Source organism: Pinirhizobacter soli (genome assembly GCF_015905305.1).
Classification (GTDB): domain Bacteria; phylum Pseudomonadota; class Gammaproteobacteria; order Xanthomonadales; family Rhodanobacteraceae; genus Pinirhizobacter; species Pinirhizobacter soli.
The window spans coordinates 72366-93466 of sequence record NZ_JADZLQ010000003.1 but is presented as its reverse complement, the minus strand read 5'-3'; the positions used below and the strand labels follow the sequence as shown (position 1 = coordinate 93466).

The following is a 21101-nucleotide window of genomic DNA, read 5'->3' as shown; positions in this document are numbered from 1 at the left end:
AGAGTAGGCCCGACACCATTCTTGCATAGCGACCCTTCCATCGGAAATGATGGCATTGGGCTGGGCCCAGGCAAGCGGTTCCGGCCGGAGTGCTGTCGGGTTACCCTGAACCGGGTCTGCGAGTTGTCGCGGTGGGGGCTGGATATGCAGATATCGAATGTGATTGCTCAGCTACGTACAACGGATATCTCGGCGTCGATTGATTTCTACACCACAAAACTCGGGCTGACCCTGGGATTCCGCTACCAGGATTTCTATGCAGGTATTTGCGCCGGAAATCAGATGTTCCATCTAAAACTCGTCGACGAGATGGACCCTTCCATACCATTCGTGGACGACAACGAACACTTTCACCTCTATCTGCAAATCGATGACGTCTCAGTCTTTGCGGCGATGTTGAAAAGCAAAGGAGTGAACTTCGTCAAGGACGTGCACGAAACCCCATGGGGAACCAGGGAGTTCGTCATAAAGGATAATCAAGGACATACGTTGTACTTCGGTCAAGTCGAAGATGAAGGAAAGGCATCGAAAAATTGAGACGGGAGGCGGTACGTGTACATCAAACCGAGCCGGCCTTGAACACGAAGACACATGTCGTCACGGTTCATCGGGCCTCTCTAACTGGGGTTGAGGCGATATCGCTCCGAAGCGAGCATGTCTTTCCACGCCACGCGCATGACCACTACGGGATTGGCGTGATGAGTGAGGGTGCTCAGAAATCCTGGAGCGTTGTGGGAGCGGTGGAGGCCGGCAAGGGTGACGTCATCATGGTCAATCCTGGTGAAATGCATGATGGCTCGCCAATCCAGGGGCCACGAGCCTGGCACATCGTCTATTTTGATCCGGACCTGCTCAGCCACGAACTTGCCGATGATGAACGCGGGACCGACGTAGTATTCAACCCCGTCGCGAACGATCAGGCCTTGGCAGGCAAAGTCACGGCACTGCTCCACGCCATCCAGTTCAGCGAGCCTCATGAGGCTGAAGAAAGTCTGCTTACTTGCATGCTGCACATTCTGCAGCAGCATCGACTCAGCGGTTCAAGCAAGACAGATAAGTCGCCGCCGGTAGCACGTGCCATCGAGTGGATAGAGGCGGAGCCCGATATCAATCAGCCTTTGTCGGCGCTGGCGGCGGCAAGTGACATGAGCCGCTTTCAGCTGATTCGCGGTTTCATCCGGGATGTGGGTACGACGCCGCACGCTTACCGCATGCAGTATCGCGTGCGACTTGCGCGCCGGCATCTCCTGCAGGGCCGCCCCATCGCCGAAACAGCGCAGCTGATGGGCTTTGCCGATCAAAGTCATCTTACCCGTGCCTTCCTTCGTCAGTTTGGCGTGGCGCCGGGACGATACCTGGCAGCGCGTTAGCCTGTCCGCAATATTCTTCAAGACGGCCTGAAGGCCAAATTGCGATGGTCTAGCCTTCCCAAAGGAAGGCATTGACCGATGAGTATCGGATTCCTCCTCACCTCGCTCCTGGTGGTGGCATCTCCCGGAACGGGCGTGCTCTATACCGTTTCAATGGGGTTATCCCGTGGAGCCCGCGCGAGCATGGTTGCGGCCGCCGGGTGCACGCTTGGCATCGTGCCTCACCTGGCGATAGCCATTCTGGGCGCCGCGTTGGCATTCCAGGCCAACGCGTTTGCCTTCCAACTACTTAAATACTGCGGTGCAGCCTATCTACTGTATATGGCTTGGAACACATGGCGAGATCGCAGTACGTTTGAGCCCGACCAGCAGGTTGCTGCCAAGTCATCCTATAAGATCGTCATGTCAGCCATTGCGCTAAACCTTCTCAATCCAAAACTGCCGATTTTCTTTTTGGCGTTTCTCCCACAGTTCATCGCGAAGAACGACAGCCACATGTTCGTTCGTTTGCTCGAGCTCAGCGCCATCTTCATGTTGATGACGTTGCTTGTCTTCGCGTTGTATGGCGTATTCGCCTCGTCGATGCGTGCGTACGTGCTTGGCCGTTCGCAAGTTACAACATGGCTGCGCCGGGCCTTTGCCTTGGGGTTCGTCGGCTTGAGCTTGAAGTTGATCCTCTAGGGCGGCTTCGCGGCCTCAGTCGTTCAGGCGCAGCGGGCTTGAATCCAATGAGAGGGGTCGGTGCATCTAAGGGATAGATACCGCCATGTTGGCCGGTGCCCCAGAGAGCCCCATGATCGACCGCTTTCCCCCCGCCAGGATTGCCAATTGCGTGCTCCGGCCCGCTCCCCTGTGGGTCTGCGTTGCGCTCCTTTGCACCGCGACGTCGTCCATGGCTGCTGAGCTCAAGCACGTTCAACTGCCGGACACCCCGGTTGGCCGGCTCGCCGGTGAGTTGATCCATCACGCCAATACCGACACCCCTGAGCGGATCCAGCAATGGGCGCCCACGATTCTGTCGGCATCCATGCCTCACGACGACCAGGCGGCGTTTGTTGCTGACCTGGCCTCGGCAGCACGTGACGGCGGTGGCCTGGAGGTGTTCGATGTGCGCACGGACCCGCATCAGCCGGGCTTGCTGGAAGTAGCCGTGCAAACGCGGCGCGGTGGGCAGCGGGCCTTATTCCCCCTGGTCGCCGATTCCGCGCAACCCGATCAACTCGCGCAAGCCGCCTTGTTTCCCATGGACGACCCAGGGCTTTATGAAGGTTGGCCCAAGTCGGCGGTAACGCACGTTGAGATGGGGCAGGTGATTCACGCAGCCCTTGATCGGCTGGTGAAAACGAAGGACTTCTCCGGCTGCGTGACAGTGCGCGACGGCGGTGACTCCGTGTTCAACGAATGCCGCGGCTTGGCCGAACGCCGCTTCAACGTGCCAGCGGATGGCCAGACCCGGTTCCATATCGGATCCATGGACAAGATGTTCACCGGCGTCGCCATTGCCCAATTGGTCGAGGCGGGCAAGCTTTCATGGGATGACACGCTGGCCAAGCGCGTTCCGGAGTATCCCGACCAGGAGGCCGCGAAAAAGATCACCGTCTGGGAACTGCTGCGCCATACCGCAGGCATGGGTGACTTCCTGGTGCCGGAATATCTAGAGCACAGCGAGCGCTTCATCAACCCCGTGGACTACCTGAGCCTTATTGCGCGCCAGCCACTGGTGAGCCAGCCCGGCAAGCAATGGATCTACAGCAACGCCGGCTACATGCTGCTGGGTCGCATCATCGAGAACGTTTCCGGCGAAAGCTACTTCAACTACATCCAGCGCCATGTCTTTGCACCTGCGCATATGGACTCCAGCGGTTTCGATGGGCTGGACGAGATCGTTCCCGCGTTGGCCGTTGGCTACTACCACGACGGTCTGTTCTCCAGCACGTGGAAGGCCGACTGGTTGAAGCTTGGCTACAAGGGCGGCCCGGCGGGTGGCGGCTACTCGAACAATACCGACCTGCTGCGGTTTGCCACGGCGCTGCGTGAAGGCAAGCTGGTGGGGTCCGCCACCCTGGTGAAGATGTTCGACGATGAAACGCCCGCTGGCCCCGGCGGCTATGCGGCTGGATTCGGCGACCGGCTCTCGCATGATCGCCACATCCGCGGCCACTCCGGCGGAATCGAGGGGACCACCGCGAACCTGCAGATGGTCTGGGAAACCGGTGCGGCCGTGGCCTTGACCAGTAACCAAGGGCCATCGGACAACTGGATGCTTGCCGAACACATTGCCGACCTGCTGGCCGCCGAGGGCGCGAAACGCTAAGTTCCAAAAACGCGCCGCCTTACCACCTTTCATCTGGAGCAAGACCATGGAATATCTTTTCATACCCCTCATCGTGATGCTGGCGCCCGTGCTCATCGTGTTTATCGTTCTGCGCTATCGCTACCGGCAGGCGCAGGAACGTTACCGTACGCTGCTGCAGCTGGCCGACAAGGGCGTTGAGCTGCCGGCGCAGCTTTTGCTGGAATCGCAAGGGGCTGGCGATGAGCGCAGACGGGGGTTGGTGCTGATCGGCGGCGGCCTGGGGCTGATGGCGATGTTCCTGACTTTGCCGGGTCAACTCGACAATGGCCTGGGCATCAGTCACTTGTGGGGCATTGGCCTGCTGCCGCTGATGACCGGCCTGGGTTACCTCGCCAGCTGGTGGTTGAATGGGCGAGGGGACGTGCGTGGCTGATAGCGCCGAAGAGGCGCGTATCGACCAGGCGCTGGTCACACGCATACGGTTGGGCGGCGATCAAGGTGCATTTGAGCAACTTGTGCGTCGCCACCAAGGCATGATCCGCGCGCAATTGCGTCGGCTGCTGCACGGCGACGAGGCTGCGGCGGACGACCTGGCGCAGGAGACATTCATGCTGGCCTGGCGAAAGCTGAATCAGTTTCGCGGTGAAGCGCGCTTTTCCAGCTGGCTCTACCGCATTGCCTATACCTGCTTCCTCCAGGCACGCCGAGGTCCCGCGCGGCACGAAGGCATCGACGACGAGACGATGGAGCAACTACAGGCGCCGTCCCGTGCGATCGACCTGCAACTGGACCTCGAGCGCGCCATGCAGCGCTTGTCCGCAGCCGAGCAAGTGGTACTGCTTCATTGTTCGCAACTGGGCCTGAGCCATGACGAGGCCGCCTATGTACTGGGGATGCCTCTTGGTACGGTGAAGACCCATGCGACGCGTGGCAAGGCAAAATTGAAGACATGGTTGGCAGCATGGCGCGACGTCGCCAGCACGGAGAAATTCTCATGAACGAACCGCATGACGAAGAGATCGATGCACTTCTGCGCAGGCAATTCGAAGGCCCCGTGGCGGACAACGGCTTCAGCGATCGGGTAGTGCGGCAACTGCCGCCACGCCGCCGCCGCGCCGCCTGGCCTTTGCGCTTGGGTGGGCTCGCAGGAGCGATGGCTTGCTGGTTGAGCCTGACGAACGTGCCGATGCTGCAGATGGGCTGGAGGGACTCGCTCGCCGGCCAGCTATCGGTGCCTGCCATCGGCACGTGGCTGGCCATGGCCGTCCTGGCACTGCTGGCTTTAGGATGGAGCTTGGCCGAGAGTGGGAAGCGGTGAAAGCGTTAAAAGCGGAATTTCTCTCTGACCACGAGCGAACGCTGGCCGCTCAATGCTGCACCGAATAGTTCATCCGCGAGAGATCCTCCAGCAACGTTGGCCCCGTCGGATGCCAGCCCAGCGCCTTCTGCGTCCAGTCACTCGAAGCCAGCATATCCAGGCCGACAAACGCGCCAAGCCACCCGAAGTGTTCAGCGGCCTCGCTCGCTGCGATCGACTTCACCGGTAGGCCCATGCCCTTGCCGAGTACCTCAGCGATATCACGGGCAGGGACGCCTTGCTCGGCGACGGCGTGATAGCGCGTGCCCGGTTTGCAGTATTCGATGGCAAGTCGGTAGAGCCGGGCAACATCCAGTACATGCGCAGCTGGCCAGCGGTTCTGGCCGTCGCCGAAGTAGGCGGACACGCCTTTCTCGCGGGCCACCGCGATCAATGGACTGATCAACCCCTGGCGGAAGGTGTCGTGCACCTGCGGGAGCCGCACGACCGACACGGCGACGCCGGCATCCAGCTGCTCGGCGCCTTCAAGCTCCGACGCTTTCCGTGGATTGGGATGTTCGGTATTGAACACGTCTTCGGTGGCGGGCTTGCCCGGCACGGAGCCCATGCCCGTACCCGAGGTGATCAGCAGCGGGCGGTTGGAACCACGCAATGCCGAACCGATGGCCTTGATCGCCTGGCGATCCTTCTCGCAGTTGGCCGCGAAGTTCGCGAAGTTGTGGTCGAAGGCGGTGTGGATCACGGCATCGGCCTTGGCGGCGCCGTCGCGAAGGGTGTTCGGTTCCTCCAGTGAGCCACGATGTACGTCGACGCCGGCGGCTTCGAGCGCCCTCGCGCCGTCGTCCGATCGCGTCACGCCAAGCACGGTGTGCCCAGCCGCAAGCAGCTCCGGAATGATCTTCGAGCCGATGAAGCCGGTCGCGCCGGTAAGGAAAATGCGCATGGGGAGATTCCGCTGATGGTGGTTGAAGCCACCATAGCGCTGACTTCATACTGGTAAAGTAGTGACGTTATCGTGGTATAGAAACCAACAGGATCGCCATGTCCATCCCCGCCGGAAACATGCTCGGAGCCTATCTCCGCGATCGACGCACCCGACTCGATCCCGCAGCCTTCGGATTCACCGGCGGCCGCCGGCGAACGCCGGGACTGCGCCGGGAGGAAGTCGCCCAGCGCGCCAACATCAGCCCCACCTGGTACACCTGGCTGGAGCAAGGGCGCGGCGGCGCGCCGTCGGCGGATGTGCTCAACCGCATCGCCGAAGGGCTGATGCTGACGGAGCCGGAACGCGAACACCTCTTCATGATCGGGCTGGGCCATCCGCCGGAGGTGCATTTCAAACCCACCGAAGGCGTCTCGCCGCGTCTTCAGCGCGTGCTCGATGCATTCGAAGTCGGTCCGGCGATCATCAAGAACGCCTTATGGGATGTCGTGGCCTGGAATCGCGCCGCGGCAGCGCTGCTCACCGACTACGGCAAGCTGCCTCCCGCTGAGCGGAATATCCTGCGACTGATCTTTTCCAATGCCCGGATACGCGCCGCGCAGCAGGACTGGCATGCCATGGCGCGCTTCGTGGTGGGTGCGTTTCGTGCGGATGCCGCGCGCGCGGGCGCCGTCGCAGAGATCGGCCAGTTCGTGGAGGAGATGTCTGCCCTGAGCCCTGAGTTCAAGGAGATGTGGCTCGCCAATGACGTGCACGCGTATGGCGAGGGGACGAAGCGGTTACACCATTCAGAGTTGGGCGTACTGGATATGGAGTTTTCCGCGTTTTCCGTGGATGGGCGGCCGGATCTGGGGATGATCGTGTATCACCCGGTAACGAGTGGGGATGCAGAGCGGATTCGGGAGTACGTTGGGTCTCGCCCGTCGTCGCGAAGTTGAGTTCGTCCCCAATAAATTCCCTAGTGACAACGACTTAGCTCACTATCGAAATTTTACTTGACTCTAATTTAGATATTTAGCTAAATATCGACCATGAACACCGTCTTCAAGGCCCTGGCCGACCCCACCCGCCGCAAAGTGCTGGAGTTGCTCCGCCAGCATCCGATGAGCGCCGGAGAGTTATCGGACCACTTCCCGGTGTCGCGGCCGACCATGTCGGCGCACTTCGCCGTACTGCGCGAGGCCGACCTGATCGAGGCCAACAAGATCGGCACAAGCGTCATTTATCAGTTGAAGTTGTCGGTGCTGGAGGACGCACTGCTGGGCTTCACCCAGCTGTTCGGCATCGGCGCCGGAGAGCGAAAAGAAACCCGTGAAGGAGCCGACGAATGAACGAGAACCCCAACCCTCGAATCAGGCAAGACATCCTCTTCGGCCTCAAACTCGGCGCCGTGATGATCGGAGCCGCCCTGCTGTTTACCCTGGCCCGCAAGCAAGGATGGATCGACGCTGAGCAAGTCTTGCGATGGAACAGCGTCGTCATGGGTCTCGCCCTCGCGGCCTACGCCAATGCCATCCCGAAGATGTATGGACCTCCGCCCCGCACCCTCCACCATGCGACGTTGGCGCAGGCGGTGCGGCGCGTCACCAGTTGGGCCCTGACATTGGCATTCCTGGTGTGGGCCGCGCTATGGGCGTTCGCGCCGCGGGGGATCGCCCAAATTGGCTCGGTGGCCGCTGTCGGCACCGGCGTCGCGGTGATGTTTGGCTACTTGGTATGGAAGGCGACAAGGTCCGCTTCTGGCCGGTAACGGACGCTCATTGAGGCATCCTGAAATGGCCATTTTATTTCCAGGCAGCGGCGAGCTTGGCCCCGGTCGCGGTGCGAAAGATCCTGGTTTGAAGGGAGAATCATGCGATAGCCCGGCAGATCCACCGCCCTACGCTTTGTGTCATGATTTCCAAGCTGGCAGGCATGAGTGGCGGGCTTCCAAGACGCCACCGAGGTTCCAATAGCCACAAAGTCGGGGCCGGGTCGGTCGACCTATGCCCAGGCAAGGGGGCCGGGCATGCTGCTGCGGATCAACCTGATACTGCTTGTCGCATTCGCGCTCGGCATGGTCGCGATCTCTCTGGTCGTGACTTCAACGCTGCAGGAAAACGCGACGCGCGAAGTGCTTGCCCAGGCCGGGTTGATGATGGACAGCGCTGCGGCGATCCGTTTCTATACCGAGACCGAAATCGGGCCTTTGCTCGACGACAAGATGGTCAGCGCGTTCCGGCCGCAGAGCGTGCCGTTCTACGCTGCGACGCAGAACTTCCTGACGTTGCACAAAGAGCACCCCGACTACTCCTATAAGGAAGCCACGCTCAACCCGACCAATCCACGCGACCGCGCAGCGGATTGGGAGGCGGACATCGTGCAACGCTTTCGCAACGACAGCACCACCCGCGAAGTGAGCGGAACACGCGACACCCCCATGGGCAAAAGCCTTTACCTGGCTCGCCCGATTCGCGTCGATCGCGGATGCCTGGGTTGTCACAGCCTGCCATCGGCGGCACCTGCAACGATGATTGCGCGCTATGGCAGCGACAATGGATTCGGCTGGCAGCCTAACGAGATCGTCGGCGCGCAAATCGTCTCGGTGCCGTTCGCCAGTGCCGAATCAAGCGCCGGACGCGTCCGGCGCGACATGCTGGCCGCCATTGCCGCGATGCTGGTTTGCGTGCTGCTGGTAGTCAATGCCTCGCTCTACGTGCTGGTTATCCGCCCGGTACGTCGGATCGTGCGGATAGCCGGCCGGGCTAGCCTTGGCGATACCTCGGCCGGGGAATTCCCAAGTGGGGGAGGGTCCGAGATGGCAGCGCTGTCGGCCGCCTTTAACCGCATGCGCAAGAGCCTGGACAAGGCGCTGCGGATGCTGGGCGGCTAAGCCATGGCACACGACCTCTTCGTCAGCTATTCGCAGCCGGACCGGGAAGCTGCGTTCGCGCTCGTACAGCGCCTGGAGGCGCACGGCATAAGCGTATGGATCGCACCGCGCGATGTATCTCCGGCAGCCGACTGGGCCGCCGAGATCATCGATGCGATTTCCAACGCGCGGCTCATGGTCTTGGTGTTCTCCGGCGGCAGTAACGACTCTGGCCAAGTGCGACGAGAGGTGGAGCGGGCCGTGCACAAGCAACTGCCGATCCTTCCCTTTCGGATCGAGAATGTGCTGCCGTCAAAGAGCCTGGAGTACTTCCTCAGCACGCAACACTGGATGGATGCGTTCCCGCCGCCACTCGAACCACATATCGATCGCCTGTGCGACTACCTGGATGCTGCCCTCGGCGGCCATGCCGCCCACGACATCGCCGCCGAGCACCGGCCATTGCGGGGCGGGGCGCCAGTAGATACTACGCATCCAGCCGGCAAGGTTGATGCGGCGCATTTGCGCCTGCTAGAGGTTGAACTCGCAAAGCGAATCGGGCCCGTGGCCGGACACCTGGTACGCCGGGCCTTGCAGGGCGGGGGCAACCTGGATGCCCTTGCGCAGCGCCTGGCACCGGAGATCGACGGTGAGCCGGAGCGACGGATCTTCCTTGAAGCCTGCTGGCGGATCGGCAAGGGTAAATAAGATCCTTTAAACGTTCTGCGAAGTTTCCGCATCCAATGATCTTGACCGGAAACCGGTTTAGACCAAAACACGTTGGATGGGGTGATCTTATGCAGAATGGCCAAGCGAGAAGGACCGAATTCGTTTTCTCTTGCGCGAGAACGATCACCTTCTTGGTGCTGTGCTTTTTAGCCAGCACACCCAGCTACGCGCAAAAGGACAACCGGATCGTCATAGGAACGACCGAGGTCATTCATTCTTCTGTTTTGGGTGAAGACAGGACCATCCTGGTTCATGTCCCTCAAGGAGAGCCAGGTCAACGTTATCCCGTGCTGTACGTGCTCGATGGCGAGGACCATTTTGGCTCGGCGGTGGCCATTACCGAGCAGCTAAGCGGGGTGTTTCCACAACTGATTGTTGTTGGTATCGAAAACACCGCCCGGCAACGAGACTTGACGCCCGACAAGGGACACATCGGCAAGATCCTTAGCGCAAGCGAATCTGCAAGGTCCGGCGGCGGCGGGAACTTCATGTCCTTTCTCGAAAAGGATCTGATCCCTTACGTTGACGGACACTATCCCTCGGCACCCTACCGCATACTTAGCGGCCATTCCCTGGGTGGGCTAGCCGTAATCAATGCTTTTTTTAATCACACGGCATTGTTCAACGCCTATATCGCCATCGATCCAAGCCTTTGGTGGGATGACCAGGATTGGGTCAAGGCGGCCGAAAAGACATTCCTTAAAAAGGACTTCGCAAACAGGAGGCTGTTTGTAGCGGCTGCCAACAACATTCCGGCTGGGTATGACGTCAAGTCCATTTTGAAAGACAAGACCGGCCTGGCGCCCGTTACACAAGCAGTACTCCCGTTTGTAAGTTTCCTGCGGGAAAACAAGTTGAAAGGCTTGGACTGGTCCACGAAATTCTATGAGAATGAGCGCCATGGAACGGTTGAACTGAACGCCGAATATGATGCCCTAAGGTATATATTTCGCGATTTTGAATTCAACGTTCGCTTGTTCGATGAGCATCCTGATTGGGATCGCTACGCTCTGCTTGAAGCCCACTATAAGCAGGTCTCCCAGCGAATGGGCTACACGGTGTTGCCCTCCGAAAGCATGGTGAACCAGCTGGGCTATGCGTGCATGGAACGGCACCAGATGAAGCAGGCGCTTGCCCTGTTTGAAAGAAACACAAATGAGCATCCCCATAGCGCGAACGCCTTCGATAGCCTGGGTGACTACTACTCGGCGGCGGGCGACAAGCCGAAGGCGATGGAAGCCTTTTCCAAGTCACTAACCCTCGGTGCCACGAAAGAAACCCGTCAAAAGCTGGACGAACTTAAAGGTAAGTGACCTGACCCCTTATGCGGAGCCTTGTTAAGCTATCGGGCGAGCCTAGGGGAGAAACGAATCGTGCCGCTTTCGCAAATGTCCTTTAGCAGAACCTGTCGCCTGCTCGCAGGCGTTGCACTGGCCGCTTTTGCCACGGGGACGGCCTGGGCCAATGGCTCCCCGGCCCAAGGTACGCCGGAGAGCCCGCCGGCCGCCGAAGCTCGGCAGCAGGCGCTACCGCCGTGGACTGATGGCTACCTTTACATCCATCACATCAGCACCGGACGTGGAAATGCCGCCTATGTCGTGATGCCCGATGGCACCACCATGCTCATTGACGCGGGGGAGGCGGACCCGGAATTCGTCAAGTCCGTGGCTCCGCTGAAGGCATTTCCAGCCCTGCCGGACGCCGCGCACTCCGCCGGGTATTGGATCGCGAACTACATCCGCCAGTTTGCGCCGCCCGGCAGGCCGGTTGCGCTCGACTATGCGCTCATTACGCACTTCCACACCGATCATATCGGGACGGTGCGACCCGACAGCCCCATGTCGGCCACAGGTGCCTATCGGTTGGCGGGCATTACCGAAGTGGGCGACCTTGTCCCGATCAAGACCCTCGTCGACCGGGCGGCGCCGAACTACACGGTTCCCGTCGACCTTCGAGCCTGCACGGAGGGTCATGGCAACGACAACCTGTCGCTTGCCAACTACCTGGACATGGTGGCGTTCCGCAAACAGCATGGAGAGCCGGTAGTCGGGCTTATGCCGGGACAGCTGGATCAGATCCGGTTGCAGAAACCGCAAAAATTCCCTGACTTCCACATCAGGAATATCGCGTCGAGCGGCGTGATCTGGACCGGGCGCGGCACCGATACACAGCAGTACGTCCCGCTTGACGCCATCAAGGACTGTCACTTCGACGAGAACCCGCTGAGCAATGTCATCCGGATAAATTACGGGAAATTTTCCTATTACTCCGGTGGCGACATTCCTGGTGTTCCCGATTACACGCAACCGTATTGGCGCGATATAGAGACTCCGGTTGCCGCTGTCGTCGGGCCGGTCGACGCCATGACCCTGGACCACCACGGCAATCGTGATTCCACCAACGGCGCCATCCTGCGGGCGCTGCGCCCACGGGTGATCATCCAGCAGAACTGGCTTTCGGCGCAGCCTGGGGAAGAGGTCGTGGTGAGAATGGCGTCCGGAGAGTTCTACCCCGGACCGCGCGATGTGTTTGCGACCGGAATGAGCCCGGAAACACGGATCGCCATCGGGCCCATCATGGACAAGATCTACAAGAGCTACGGCGGTCACGTCGTCATTCGCGTAGCACCAGGCGGGGCCACCTATGAAGTCTTCATCCTTGACGATGCTGACCAGACACGGGAAGTGATCAAGCACTTCGGGCCTTATCAGGCCCATTGAGGGATCCCATTCAACGGATCGTTACAAGTGGAACAATTTCGCGGGCAGGAGGCGCGCGATATCTCGTGGCTGCATTGACGTGGTTCTCAATATCGAGGGAGTAGCTCTGCAACACTTCGCGGGCTCGCACGAGCCGTAGCCTCCCTCACCCCCCAAAACGGCGCCATGCGTGCACGTTTCCAGGTCGGATCACCTCCCACGGTCCGGCTGTGGATCGGTGGGGGAGGCATAGCCTCCATTCCCTTCGTGGGAGTCCAAGAGGAGCGCTGCTGATCATGACTTTAATGATCAAGTCCAAGCTGTTCGTGCATCGGTTGAACCGTTTCCCGGCAATCCTTGCCGGCCGACTCGTCGCCATACGCATACGCGTCCAGACATTGCTGGCCGTGGCCAGCCTGACGGCCCTGGCCGTCGCCTTGCCTTCGACAGCGGCAGGATCACCCCCACCCAATCCGCTAGCCGATGGCCCCACCTCAGTTGCCCGTGCCCGTGTGGCGGCGGATGTATTGATGAGTTCCTACGACCCCGTCAAAGCCTGGTTTCCATCAAGCTGGTGGAACTCTGCGGTTGCCCTGCAGACCATCGGCGACTACATGCAGCGCACTGGCGACCGCCGCTATGTCAGCCAGCTGGACAATACCTTCGAGAAAGACAAAGGCGTGTTTCCAGGCGGCGTTTTGTCCGGTGATCCCTTGCTCGGGAATTTCACCAGCCGGGCCATCGACGACACCGAGTGGTGGGGCCTGACCTGGGTGCAGGCCTATGACCTGACTGGCAACCACAAGTACCTCGACATGGCGGTCGCCATCGCCAACTACGTCAACGGCTACTGGGACACCAGCACTTGCGGCGGTGGCGTCTGGTGGAATGCCGAGCGCACCTACAAGAACGCCGTCACCAACGGCTTGTGGATCCGGCTCACGGCCGAACTGCACAACCGGATCCGTGGCGACAAGGTGTGGCTGGCGCGCTCCCGCACGGCGTGGGCATGGTTCACCGGCAGCGGCATGATCAATGCCAACGGCCTGGTCAACGACGGCCTTACCGACGCCTGCACCAACAACGGCCAGACCGTGTGGAGCTACAACCAGGGCATGGCTATCGGCGGCGGCCTGGAATTGTGGCGCGCAACCAAAGACCCGCAAATCCTGGCGACAGTGCGCCGCCTGGCAGATGCCGCGATCGGTCCGAACGCATTGGTGAGCAACGGCATCCTGACCGAAAGCTGTGACGCACTGGACCAGACCTGTGACGACAACGGCAAGCAGTTCAAGGGCATATTCACGCGCTATTGGACCGATCTTGTCGACACGACCCACGATCAACGGTATGCGGCGTTCCTCAAGGCCCAGGCCGAAAGCATATGGAACGACGATCGCGACGCCGCTGACCGGCTCGGTACCCGATGGTCTGGTGCCACCAGCGACGACCACCCCAACGTGTTCGACTGGCGCACCCAGGCCAGTGCGCTCAGCGCTTTGATCGGGGAGGTGCCGACCTTCACGCCACTGGAGTCGCTGGCCGCGACCACGTCCCCCGCGCAATCGGTGATCATGCCCGCGGCGTCCGGCGCTTCGGCCATCGCCGTGAACCTCGGCGTTTCGGCGACTGGTTTCTTCCCGCTGCAAGCACTTGCCGTCATCGATGCCCCCGCCGGGTGGAGCGTCTCGCCACGCGTCACCACGTTGCGCCTGCAACCGCACGGAATCGCGAACCCCGTTAGCGGCAGCATTCCGCTAAAGGTCACCGTGCCGAGCCTGGCGACGGATGGGCACCACATGGTCACTGCCAATGTGACGGCAGCGTGGCTTCGCTTCAGCACCCAGGCCGACGTGCTGGTCGCCCACAAAATCGACTTCGACACCGGCACCGTCGACGAAAACCCGTGGCTGTTCGATCCCGATGGCTCGCAGAGCAACGGCGTGCAGAACCGCTTTGCCGACGGCAACGCCCACTTCACCTATCGGTTCCCATTCCCGGCCGATACCACCTCGGCGCAGGTCATCCTGACGATCGACGCTGAATTCCTGGTGCAGGTAAGCGTAGACAACCAGAACTGGACGACTGTGCTGCAGGAGACGCAGCCGGTTACCGACGGCTCGAACAAGGCTGACCGAACCATCGACCTGACACCGTACCTCGGTGCCGCCGCTGATGGGTCCAAGCCGGTTTACTTAAAGGTGTCCGATGCGTTCCCCAATGATGGTTGGGGTGGGCGCGTGTACCACGTTACGGCGAATATCGTCGAATAGTGGACTCAGCAGTGCCTTCGTCCCCGATTAAGAGGGGACGGAGGCAGGCGCGAACCCCGCCGCTATGCGAACCTCGCGTATATCTGTGTGGGTGGGATATAGGGGCGTCTCCAGATTGCGTAACAGCGGGCCGGTCAGGCTATGATCTGCCGCGATGTCCGCTTTCGACCCAAAGGGGGCCCAATGAACGCGGAAGCCCGGTTCGAAGTCTAATTAAGGAAGAAGCCATGGAAATGCGTCAGCATAGGCGGCGACTCTGGATTGGCTTGGCGGCATGCGCCATCACTCCTCCCATGGTGTACCTCGCACTCGTGAAGCTCACGTTGCTGCGATTTCCATTTCTTATGGCGCCCGCGCAAGCGTATATGGTGATGGCGCTGATCTTTCTGGTCGTGTTGATCCTTTCCTCGGTCGCGACGTTTAGTATCGGGTTGCTCGCGGTAACTGGGCTGAAGAAAGTATTTCGTCTCAATGCGGTCTATGTATGCGGGCTCGGTGTATTGACGGGGGCGTTGCTTGGTTCGCTATTGAACTGGACGGCGGGCTTTCATACAACGGCGATGACGCATCTGCCATTGCCTAACGTATTGAATCGAAGTCTGCTGGGAGCCATGGTCATGCCGGCATGGGTCGGTCTGACAGCCGCAGTGGTGCTATGTCTAGTGTCGGGAATACCCATTCGCTCCGTTCGCAGAAGTCAGATGGTTGACGGCGCATTAAGTCCATCGGTTTTCAAGCAGAGACTGGCCTTTTCGATCCTCGTTGTAGCGCTTTCCACCTTGATGCTTAGGCCATTCGTCGCGCCGCTTTTTTTGAAGGAAAAGCTGGCGTTTCCGAATATGCCGACGGCAGCGCCACGCTCCGTCGATGCGAAGTCCTGGGATCGAACCTGCCCCAAGGAATATGCATCACCTGAAGATCCCACCATCGAACTCGTCGAGACCGATGTGGCGCAACTGGCCATCGAGACATCTGAGGGCGATACAACAGCGCAGCGCAAGCTCACGCAGTTTGCAGAAAGCGGCAATCAGCTGGCCCAGTACAAACTGGGCAAGATTTATAACTTCGGTTGTCATGACGGCTCTGGCGTCCCAAGAGACGCCGCTCGGGCCGCCCAATGGTTCGAGTTGGCTGCTCGGCAAGGGAGTGCAGAAGCGGCATCAGAACTCGGGGTTATTTATTACCGTGGTGACTTGCCCTCGAAAGGCCCGGCATTGTCCGTCTACTGGTTTAACCAGGCAAACACTTTGGGCTATCGAGATGCCATGGTGGTACATGGACAATTGATACGAAAAGTGATCGTCAATGGACTGCCCGCATGGCCTGCCGAAGTAAAGGATACTGTCGCGCAAACCGAAGTCCTTGCCGAGCAAGGCGATGCAGAAGCTCAAGAAGAAATGGGTGAAATGATTGAGCAAGGCATGGCTGGTCCGATCGATTTTGCTTTAGCAGCCTCATGGTTTCAGAAATCGGCCATGAAGGGCAATGCGGTAGCCCAGCGCAATCTCGGTCTCCTCTACATGAATGGGTGGGGTGTCACGCGCGATACGACGCAGACACTCTCGTGGCTGACAAATGCGGCCACACAAAACGACGCGATAGCTGCGGACAAACTTGGGAGCATTTATCTCTTTGGTTTGTCGGTTCCGAAAGATGCCACCGCCGCCGCTCATTGGTATTCGGTGGCGGCGGAGCATGGGAGTGTAGCCGGGCAGGGTTCCTTGGCGACCGCATATATGTTGGGTCGAGGGTTGCCGAAGGATGACGTGAAAGCGTGGCAATGGTTCCTTATCGCTCTTGCCCATAGCGAAAACGTGGCGATATTTGCCTATGATGACCTGCGTCGGCTAAGAACAACGATGCCGCCTGATCAGTTGCTGGCAGCTAGACAAGCGGCGCGCGAGTGGTGGAGAAGCCATTCATCGTTATCCAGTAGTTCACCGCTGCATTGAGTCGCTGCTTACCAGTCCTTTACGCTGGAATGATCTGCATGGCAGATCATTTGCTGCTGGCCTTCTTGCGCTGCTCTGCAATGTAGCCAAGCTCAGCCTTGGACTTGGGCTCGTCCGGTACCAAGGCCATGCATTTTTTATATGCGGCTTCCGCCTCGTCGAGGCGATGGAGTTCGACCAGGTCGTAGCCCTGGCCTCGCAAGGCGACGCACTTGACCTCCACCGGGTACGGGGATGTCATCTCGGCATATTCCTCGGCCTCCTTGTACAGCGCCAGCGACTCCGATATCTTGCCGCGGCGCATGATCAGGTAAGCCAACTCGTTCTTGTACTGGCCGTCCATCGGCGAGAGTGCCAAGGCCTTTTGAAGGTCGGCTTCAGCCTCCGTCGTGCGGTTCATCTCGGTCAATGCATAAGATCGGGCCCAGTACGCCATGGCCCAGGAGGGGCCGATCACGACGATATGTTCGCCGGGCTTGGCACCTGTCGTACCCCCCAATGCTGCATACATGATGCCTTCTGCGGCGCCACGCGCGGAATACACTCGCTTGCCCGCGTATTCCTTCTCGAATTTCGCAATGACTTCGTTGATCGGGCCGTCTATGGCCGCCTGGATCTGGCCGCTGTGGACCATCTGCATGGCATGGGTAATCTTCTGGCCGTCGTCGTCAAGCGCATAGAAGTCACTTCCTTCAGCGTTCGGACTCATGACGACATCGATGTGCGCGCCGGCATCCGCCTTGGGCGACGATGACGATGCGCAACCGGCGATACAAACGACAACTGCAAGCACAACAAGTGCTGGACGCATGACCTACTCCCCCCGGTGGGTAGTGCCAGCGCAGCCTACGATATTTATGGGTGAAAAGCCTAGCCCGCTAATAATGGCGATGCATGGGTCTTTCTTGGCTTCGACGGGTCAATCAGTACTTCGTATCTTGCGAGAAAATCGCGTGCCACTGCTTGCCGTCATACTCGTAGATATCGGTGACCCGGAAACCGTGCGCGTCGTCGCCTTTGAAACTAGTGGCAACGGCCGTGTTGCCAAACATTTTGATTGTGCGTGTGTAAGCATGCTGGTTGGAGGTCCACTGCTTGCCACGGTTCTTCAAGGAGGAGGCGATGTCATCTTCCTTGCTTGTAAGTTTTCCGCGGGAATCAGCGCTAAGGAGCTTTGGAGCATACAAACATTGCAGGAAAGCCGTATCGCCGGTCCAGTACGCGCGCGACCAGCTTTCTTCCAGCTGTTGAATGGCCGCCTCGGAATGCTCCGTTGCCGTGACGCATTGGGCGGCTTCTGCCTCATGGATGCCCGAGAGGGCGAGGAGTGTCGCGGCGACAGTCAGGTATTTCATGGCAACTCCGGGCAGGGCGGGCATCGACAATGGCGATGCGCTCGTTCGCCTAGCCTGGAGGTGCCTACGTGGAGCCGCACTACGCCTGGGACGAGCGGCTCGAAAGACGGGACGAACAGTCCCTGAGAAGTGTTCTACGGCGGCTTTGGGTGAGGGCGTGGTCGTTTCGGGAAGCGCTGGTACTAAAGCGGCTTTAGCCAGACGCGATCATCATAATCCCGCCCACCGAGCGTGAAAGTGCAGCGCCCGACTTCGCTGAATCCATGCTTGCCGTAAAAGGCTTTTGCTCTCTCGTTGTGGTCGAAGACCGTGAGGTAAAGCTCTGTGGCGCCAAGTTGACGCGCTGCTGATACGGACCAGTCCAGAAGCTCCCTCGCCACGCCCTTGCCGTGCCATTCCGCCGCGACATAGATCTGTTGAAGTTCCAGCGCGCCCAAGGCCGCGTCGGGCGCGGGTGCGGCCAATGGGCGTAACTTCGCATAGCCAATGGGTTTTCCTTCCGCCTCGGCGATCCGCCACAGGATGCGGGCGTCGCCCAGGTCTTGCACCATCGAACCATTCTCACCATAGGCCGAGTCGCAGAAGGCGGCAAAGGCGGTTGGTTCAAAGAGGTGGGCGAACGTCTCGACGAAAATGCGGCGAGCCATCGGTGGGAGGCTCTTCGCATCCGAAGGGACCGAATTCCTGTAAGTGAGAGGGGCTTCGTCCTTCATGCACACACCTAAGCGGGGCCGCGCTCGGCCGATTGACATCGAAGGCCACTACTCGCATGCCGATGAAGCTATGCGTGCCTTGTGGGGAATTTGCACGCCGAGCCGATTATCCCGGTTGCCGTAGTCCGGACAGGAGCCGCTCGAACGCATTGCCATACTGCCGCATGGTTTGCGATGGCGATGGGCTTGATGCGCATACCATGGCAGCCTCGGTGACTGCCCCCAGCAGCATGCGCGCAATCGGCTCCACGGGCTGGTCTGCAACCAGGCCCCGGGATACCGCAACCTGGAGGGCCGCGGGCAGCATCGCCCCGAAGTGGCGACTGTCGATCTCCCGCCACCGCTGCCAACCTAAAACGACAGGCCCATCAATGAGGATGATGCGTCGCGTCGGCCCCTTCGAACAAAGCCGGAAATAGGCCCGGGTTCCCTCCGCGATGCCATCGATTGCATCGGCCGCCCGGCGACCGGCGGTCGCGACGTCCCGGGCCACGGCCTCGGAGACCGCTTCGAAGACGAGCTCGAAAATAGCGTCTTTACTGGCGAAATGATGGTAGACGGCGCCCTTGGCTACGTTTGCGCCCGCGGCAATGTGGTCGACCGTTGTCTCATCAAATCCCCGCTCGCCAAAGAGCTGCGTGGCGGCCTCAATGATCGCCGCGCGGGTGGTTTCACTTCGTTCTGCTTGTCGTGCCATGCGCCTTTTTATCATGAAAATCGCGGCGGGTTGACTTACCGACTCACAGTCGGATAAATTACCGACTCGAAGTCTGTAAGACCCGGCGCGGGTCGTCAGGAGTGCGATGTGATTTGGTCTCGGTGGACGAAAGGGCCCGACGAATCGGCCCAATCAAGCAATGTCTTCGTCAGCGTTACGCGCTTTACGGCCTCCCGCAAGCTGCTTCTCCCGGGTATCGCCCTGCACGGATTGGCGTTGAAACGCCGCTGGCACGAGCTCCCAGGCGCGATAGGCATGTGGTTATGGGTGGATATCGGCGAGCGAAGTTCGGGATCAGTCTCGGTCTGGCGTACGGAAAACGATATGCGAAACTTTGTTCGCTGGAAGCCCCATGTCGAGACGGTGAAACGCTATCGATCCTCGGGCGTCATGACATCCACAACTTGGTTCGCGCCAAAGTTCAGGCGCGCTGTCATCCGACGTCAAGCAGCCCTCTGGTTGGCGGGTAAGTGAGCAGTCCAAGAATGTAAGCTAAGGAGTCGAGAATGTTCGTAGTCGTTGGAGCCACAGGAAATGTCGGGTTTGCAACATCGTTGGCACTGCGCAAAGCGGGTGTTCCGGTTAGGGCGGTTGTGCGCGATTCCGCAAAGGCAGCCCCGCTCAGGGAACTAGGATGCGATATCGCCCTGGTCGACTTGAACGACGCAGATGCGGTCGCCAAATCGTTCGCCGACGCGACCGCCGTACAGATCATCATTCCGGTTGCGCCTCGGGAGAAAGACCCCGCCGCTGCTCTCCGGCATTCCATCGACAGCCTCGTCAAGGCTCTTCAGCAGACGCCGCCGAAGCGGGTATTGGCCATCTCCGACTACGGCGCGCACGTTGCCGATGACATCGGGATGCCCACCGTCTTCCAGGGATTCGAGCAGCGGCTAGGCCAACTCGATGCACCCAAGCTGATCCTTCGATCAGCAGAACATATGCACAATTGGGCGCGCGTTATCCCGGTGGCGCTTGAGTCCGGTTTCTTGCCGACGTTTCAAGACCAGCTGGACATGGAGCTTCCAACGATTGCCGCATCGGACCTTGGCCTTATCGCCGCCAAGCTTTTGCTGCGTCACACCGATGAGAATTTTAAGATCGTCCATGCCGAAGGGCCCCGTCGGTATAGCGCAAACGATGTTGCGGCCGCGCTGACCGAACTCTCGGGCCGGGCCATCATCGCTAGGTCGGTGCCTCGGTCGCACTGGAAACAGACCTTCGAGAAAAGCATGGCGCCGAGCCTTGCCGACCTGTTGATCAAGGCCAATGACGCCAAGAATAGAGGCGGTCTTGTCGATGTCGAACCAGGCTCGGCGGAGGTCTTCCATGGCGAGACCGTATTGATCGACGCTTTGCGGCCATTGCTACCGACGTCTTAAAGAACGCGGACGTTCTTTTCCGGATGGGCACGGTAGTAGTCGAGCCTGGACTCAAGGCTGCCCACATGAATCTCCAGCTTGTGGCCATCCGGGTCGAGGAAATACATGGATTCCCCTTCGCTGCGATTGTCCTTCCACGTCGGGCAGCTTGCGGCTAGTCGCGCAGCGAGGGCCTGAAATTCACCCTTCACGACCGTAAAAGCCATGTGGGTGTAGTCCGGATGCGGTGAAGTGCGGGCGGCTGGATCGTAGGACAGACAAAGCCACAATTCTCCGGCCTCGAGGTACGCCCCCTCGTCCCACACGGCACGTAGTTTGCAGCCCAAGACCTCGGTGTAGAAGGAAACCGAGCGGGACACGTCGTGGACGGCCAGGGTAAGGTGGTTCAAGCCAGTGATCGTGGGTGCCATGAGCGGGGACTATGCCACGCTGCCATCGGCAATTTCTTGCGACTTGCGAACTATCGGGTGAGACCGCAAGCTCCCAAGAGGTACAGGGGAGC

23 protein-coding genes are annotated in these 21101 nt (G+C 59.9%); 17 read left to right on the top strand and 6 right to left on the bottom strand.

Going from position 1 to position 21101, the window contains the following annotated elements; genetic code table 11:
- The first annotated feature begins 21 nt into the window (after positions 1 to 21).
- From NDK18_RS13875 to NDK18_RS13845, 7 genes are all read left to right on the top strand, one after another.
- Positions 22 to 537: a VOC family protein gene (locus NDK18_RS13875; protein ID WP_250628096.1), complete on the top strand. Its 516-nt coding sequence runs from the start codon at positions 22 to 24 to the stop codon at positions 535 to 537.
- On the top strand, positions 534 to 1370 hold the full coding sequence (locus tag NDK18_RS13870; RefSeq protein ID WP_345777082.1) for an AraC family transcriptional regulator: 837 nt from the start codon (positions 534 to 536) through the stop codon (positions 1368 to 1370). The genes NDK18_RS13875 and NDK18_RS13870 overlap by 4 nt, the downstream gene beginning before the upstream one ends.
- Before the next feature lie 78 nt (positions 1371 to 1448).
- Positions 1449 to 2051: a LysE family translocator gene (locus NDK18_RS13865; RefSeq protein WP_250628094.1), complete on the top strand. Its 603-nt coding sequence runs from the start codon at positions 1449 to 1451 to the stop codon at positions 2049 to 2051.
- Between the two features lie 211 nt (positions 2052 to 2262).
- Positions 2263 to 3684, top strand: a complete 1422-nt coding sequence (locus tag NDK18_RS13860) for a serine hydrolase domain-containing protein (protein ID WP_250628093.1) — start codon at positions 2263 to 2265, stop codon at positions 3682 to 3684.
- A 46-nt stretch (positions 3685 to 3730) separates the two neighbouring features.
- Positions 3731 to 4099 (top strand): DUF6249 domain-containing protein, encoded by a 369-nt coding sequence (locus tag NDK18_RS13855; RefSeq protein ID WP_250626001.1) that lies wholly within the window; start codon positions 3731 to 3733, stop codon positions 4097 to 4099.
- Complete coding sequence (locus NDK18_RS13850) at positions 4092 to 4664, top strand: RNA polymerase sigma factor (RefSeq protein ID WP_250628092.1); 573 nt, start codon at positions 4092 to 4094, stop codon at positions 4662 to 4664. Before NDK18_RS13855 ends, NDK18_RS13850 begins: the two co-directional genes overlap by 8 nt.
- Positions 4661 to 4984 carry a DUF5056 domain-containing protein gene (locus tag NDK18_RS13845; protein ID WP_250628091.1) on the top strand — a complete coding sequence of 108 codons (324 nt, stop codon included), beginning with the start codon at positions 4661 to 4663 and terminating at the stop codon, positions 4982 to 4984. The genes NDK18_RS13850 and NDK18_RS13845 overlap by 4 nt, the downstream gene beginning before the upstream one ends.
- A gap of 49 nt (positions 4985 to 5033) precedes the next feature.
- Here NDK18_RS13845 and NDK18_RS13840 read toward each other — a convergent pair whose 3' ends face one another.
- Positions 5034 to 5927 carry an SDR family oxidoreductase gene (locus tag NDK18_RS13840; protein ID WP_250628090.1) on the bottom strand — a complete coding sequence of 298 codons (894 nt, stop codon included), beginning with the start codon at positions 5925 to 5927 and terminating at the stop codon, positions 5034 to 5036.
- Between the two features lie 98 nt (positions 5928 to 6025).
- Here NDK18_RS13840 and NDK18_RS13835 point away from each other — a divergent pair, with 98 nt between their 5' ends.
- The 9 genes from NDK18_RS13835 to NDK18_RS13795 all read left to right on the top strand — a co-directional run bounded on the left by NDK18_RS13835 (position 6026) and on the right by NDK18_RS13795 (position 16431).
- Positions 6026 to 6865 (top strand): helix-turn-helix transcriptional regulator, encoded by an 840-nt coding sequence (locus NDK18_RS13835; RefSeq protein WP_250628089.1) that lies wholly within the window; start codon positions 6026 to 6028, stop codon positions 6863 to 6865.
- Between the two features lie 93 nt (positions 6866 to 6958).
- Positions 6959 to 7258, top strand: a complete 300-nt coding sequence (locus tag NDK18_RS13830) for an autorepressor SdpR family transcription factor (RefSeq protein ID WP_250628088.1) — start codon at positions 6959 to 6961, stop codon at positions 7256 to 7258.
- Positions 7255 to 7677 carry a hypothetical protein gene (locus NDK18_RS13825; RefSeq protein WP_250628087.1) on the top strand — a complete coding sequence of 141 codons (423 nt, stop codon included), beginning with the start codon at positions 7255 to 7257 and terminating at the stop codon, positions 7675 to 7677. The genes NDK18_RS13830 and NDK18_RS13825 overlap by 4 nt, the downstream gene beginning before the upstream one ends.
- A gap of 258 nt (positions 7678 to 7935) precedes the next feature.
- Positions 7936 to 8799, top strand: a complete 864-nt coding sequence (locus tag NDK18_RS13820; RefSeq protein WP_250628086.1) for a c-type heme family protein — start codon at positions 7936 to 7938, stop codon at positions 8797 to 8799.
- Between the two features lie 3 nt (positions 8800 to 8802).
- Positions 8803 to 9486 carry a toll/interleukin-1 receptor domain-containing protein gene (locus NDK18_RS13815; protein ID WP_250625983.1) on the top strand — a complete coding sequence of 228 codons (684 nt, stop codon included), beginning with the start codon at positions 8803 to 8805 and terminating at the stop codon, positions 9484 to 9486.
- 89 nt (positions 9487 to 9575) lie between these two features.
- A complete protein-coding gene (locus tag NDK18_RS13810) occupies positions 9576 to 10820 on the top strand; it encodes an alpha/beta hydrolase-fold protein (RefSeq protein ID WP_250628085.1) in 1245 nt (414 codons plus the stop codon).
- A 60-nt stretch (positions 10821 to 10880) separates the two neighbouring features.
- Positions 10881 to 12227 (top strand): ComEC/Rec2 family competence protein, encoded by a 1347-nt coding sequence (locus tag NDK18_RS13805; RefSeq protein ID WP_250628084.1) that lies wholly within the window; start codon positions 10881 to 10883, stop codon positions 12225 to 12227.
- Between the two features lie 275 nt (positions 12228 to 12502).
- A complete protein-coding gene (locus NDK18_RS13800; protein WP_250628083.1) occupies positions 12503 to 14479 on the top strand; it encodes a glycoside hydrolase family 76 protein in 1977 nt (658 codons plus the stop codon).
- Positions 14480 to 14706: 227 nt separating this feature from the next.
- Entirely contained in the window at positions 14707 to 16431 is a 1725-nt protein-coding gene (locus NDK18_RS13795; RefSeq protein ID WP_250628082.1) for a tetratricopeptide repeat protein, read from the top strand.
- 46 nt (positions 16432 to 16477) lie between these two features.
- Here NDK18_RS13795 and NDK18_RS13790 read toward each other — a convergent pair whose 3' ends face one another.
- The 4 genes from NDK18_RS13790 to NDK18_RS13775 all read right to left on the bottom strand — a co-directional run bounded on the left by NDK18_RS13790 (position 16478) and on the right by NDK18_RS13775 (position 19196).
- Positions 16478 to 17242, bottom strand: coding sequence for a tetratricopeptide repeat protein (locus NDK18_RS13790; protein ID WP_250628081.1), 765 nt, complete (start codon positions 17240 to 17242; stop codon positions 16478 to 16480).
- Positions 17243 to 17354: 112 nt separating this feature from the next.
- Positions 17355 to 17786 (bottom strand): nuclear transport factor 2 family protein, encoded by a 432-nt coding sequence (locus tag NDK18_RS13785; protein ID WP_250628080.1) that lies wholly within the window; start codon positions 17784 to 17786, stop codon positions 17355 to 17357.
- 182 nt (positions 17787 to 17968) lie between these two features.
- Positions 17969 to 18499, bottom strand: a complete 531-nt coding sequence (locus NDK18_RS13780; protein ID WP_250628079.1) for a GNAT family N-acetyltransferase — start codon at positions 18497 to 18499, stop codon at positions 17969 to 17971.
- A 106-nt stretch (positions 18500 to 18605) separates the two neighbouring features.
- A complete protein-coding gene (locus NDK18_RS13775) occupies positions 18606 to 19196 on the bottom strand; it encodes a TetR/AcrR family transcriptional regulator (protein WP_250628078.1) in 591 nt (196 codons plus the stop codon).
- A gap of 527 nt (positions 19197 to 19723) precedes the next feature.
- Here NDK18_RS13775 and NDK18_RS13770 point away from each other — a divergent pair.
- Positions 19724 to 20599 (top strand): NAD(P)H-binding protein, encoded by an 876-nt coding sequence (locus NDK18_RS13770; protein WP_250628077.1) that lies wholly within the window; start codon positions 19724 to 19726, stop codon positions 20597 to 20599.
- Here the strand turns inward: NDK18_RS13770 and fos are convergent.
- Complete coding sequence (gene fos / locus NDK18_RS13765) at positions 20596 to 21009, bottom strand: fosfomycin resistance glutathione transferase (protein ID WP_250628076.1); 414 nt, start codon at positions 21007 to 21009, stop codon at positions 20596 to 20598. The genes NDK18_RS13770 and fos overlap by 4 nt on opposite strands.
- Positions 21010 to 21101 lie beyond the last annotated feature (92 nt).

What these genes read in the sequence shown, in the direction of transcription:
- NDK18_RS13865 (WP_250628094.1), top strand. Translation starts at nt 1,449, where the DNA reads ATGAGTATCGGATTCCTCCTCACCTCGCTCCTGGTGGTGGCATCTCCC.
- NDK18_RS13860 (WP_250628093.1), top strand. Translation starts at nt 2,263, where the DNA reads ATGGCTGCTGAGCTCAAGCACGTTCAACTGCCGGACACCCCGGTTGGC.
- NDK18_RS13855 (WP_250626001.1), top strand. Translation starts at nt 3,731, where the DNA reads ATGGAATATCTTTTCATACCCCTCATCGTGATGCTGGCGCCCGTGCTC.
- NDK18_RS13845 (WP_250628091.1), top strand. Translation starts at nt 4,661, where the DNA reads ATGAACGAACCGCATGACGAAGAGATCGATGCACTTCTGCGCAGGCAA.
- NDK18_RS13840 (WP_250628090.1), bottom strand. Translation starts at nt 5,927, where the DNA reads ATGCGCATTTTCCTTACCGGCGCGACCGGCTTCATCGGCTCGAAGATC.
- NDK18_RS13835 (WP_250628089.1), top strand. Translation starts at nt 6,026, where the DNA reads ATGTCCATCCCCGCCGGAAACATGCTCGGAGCCTATCTCCGCGATCGA.
- NDK18_RS13830 (WP_250628088.1), top strand. Translation starts at nt 6,959, where the DNA reads ATGAACACCGTCTTCAAGGCCCTGGCCGACCCCACCCGCCGCAAAGTG.
- NDK18_RS13825 (WP_250628087.1), top strand. Translation starts at nt 7,255, where the DNA reads ATGAACGAGAACCCCAACCCTCGAATCAGGCAAGACATCCTCTTCGGC.
- NDK18_RS13820 (WP_250628086.1), top strand. Translation starts at nt 7,936, where the DNA reads ATGCTGCTGCGGATCAACCTGATACTGCTTGTCGCATTCGCGCTCGGC.
- NDK18_RS13815 (WP_250625983.1), top strand. Translation starts at nt 8,803, where the DNA reads ATGGCACACGACCTCTTCGTCAGCTATTCGCAGCCGGACCGGGAAGCT.
- NDK18_RS13810 (WP_250628085.1), top strand. Translation starts at nt 9,576, where the DNA reads ATGCAGAATGGCCAAGCGAGAAGGACCGAATTCGTTTTCTCTTGCGCG.
- NDK18_RS13800 (WP_250628083.1), top strand. Translation starts at nt 12,503, where the DNA reads ATGACTTTAATGATCAAGTCCAAGCTGTTCGTGCATCGGTTGAACCGT.
- NDK18_RS13795 (WP_250628082.1), top strand. Translation starts at nt 14,707, where the DNA reads ATGGAAATGCGTCAGCATAGGCGGCGACTCTGGATTGGCTTGGCGGCA.
- NDK18_RS13790 (WP_250628081.1), bottom strand. Translation starts at nt 17,242, where the DNA reads ATGCGTCCAGCACTTGTTGTGCTTGCAGTTGTCGTTTGTATCGCCGGT.
- NDK18_RS13785 (WP_250628080.1), bottom strand. Translation starts at nt 17,786, where the DNA reads ATGAAATACCTGACTGTCGCCGCGACACTCCTCGCCCTCTCGGGCATC.
- NDK18_RS13780 (WP_250628079.1), bottom strand. Translation starts at nt 18,499, where the DNA reads ATGAAGGACGAAGCCCCTCTCACTTACAGGAATTCGGTCCCTTCGGAT.
- NDK18_RS13775 (WP_250628078.1), bottom strand. Translation starts at nt 19,196, where the DNA reads ATGGCACGACAAGCAGAACGAAGTGAAACCACCCGCGCGGCGATCATT.
- NDK18_RS13770 (WP_250628077.1), top strand. Translation starts at nt 19,724, where the DNA reads ATGTTCGTAGTCGTTGGAGCCACAGGAAATGTCGGGTTTGCAACATCG.
- fos (WP_250628076.1), bottom strand. Translation starts at nt 21,009, where the DNA reads ATGGCACCCACGATCACTGGCTTGAACCACCTTACCCTGGCCGTCCAC.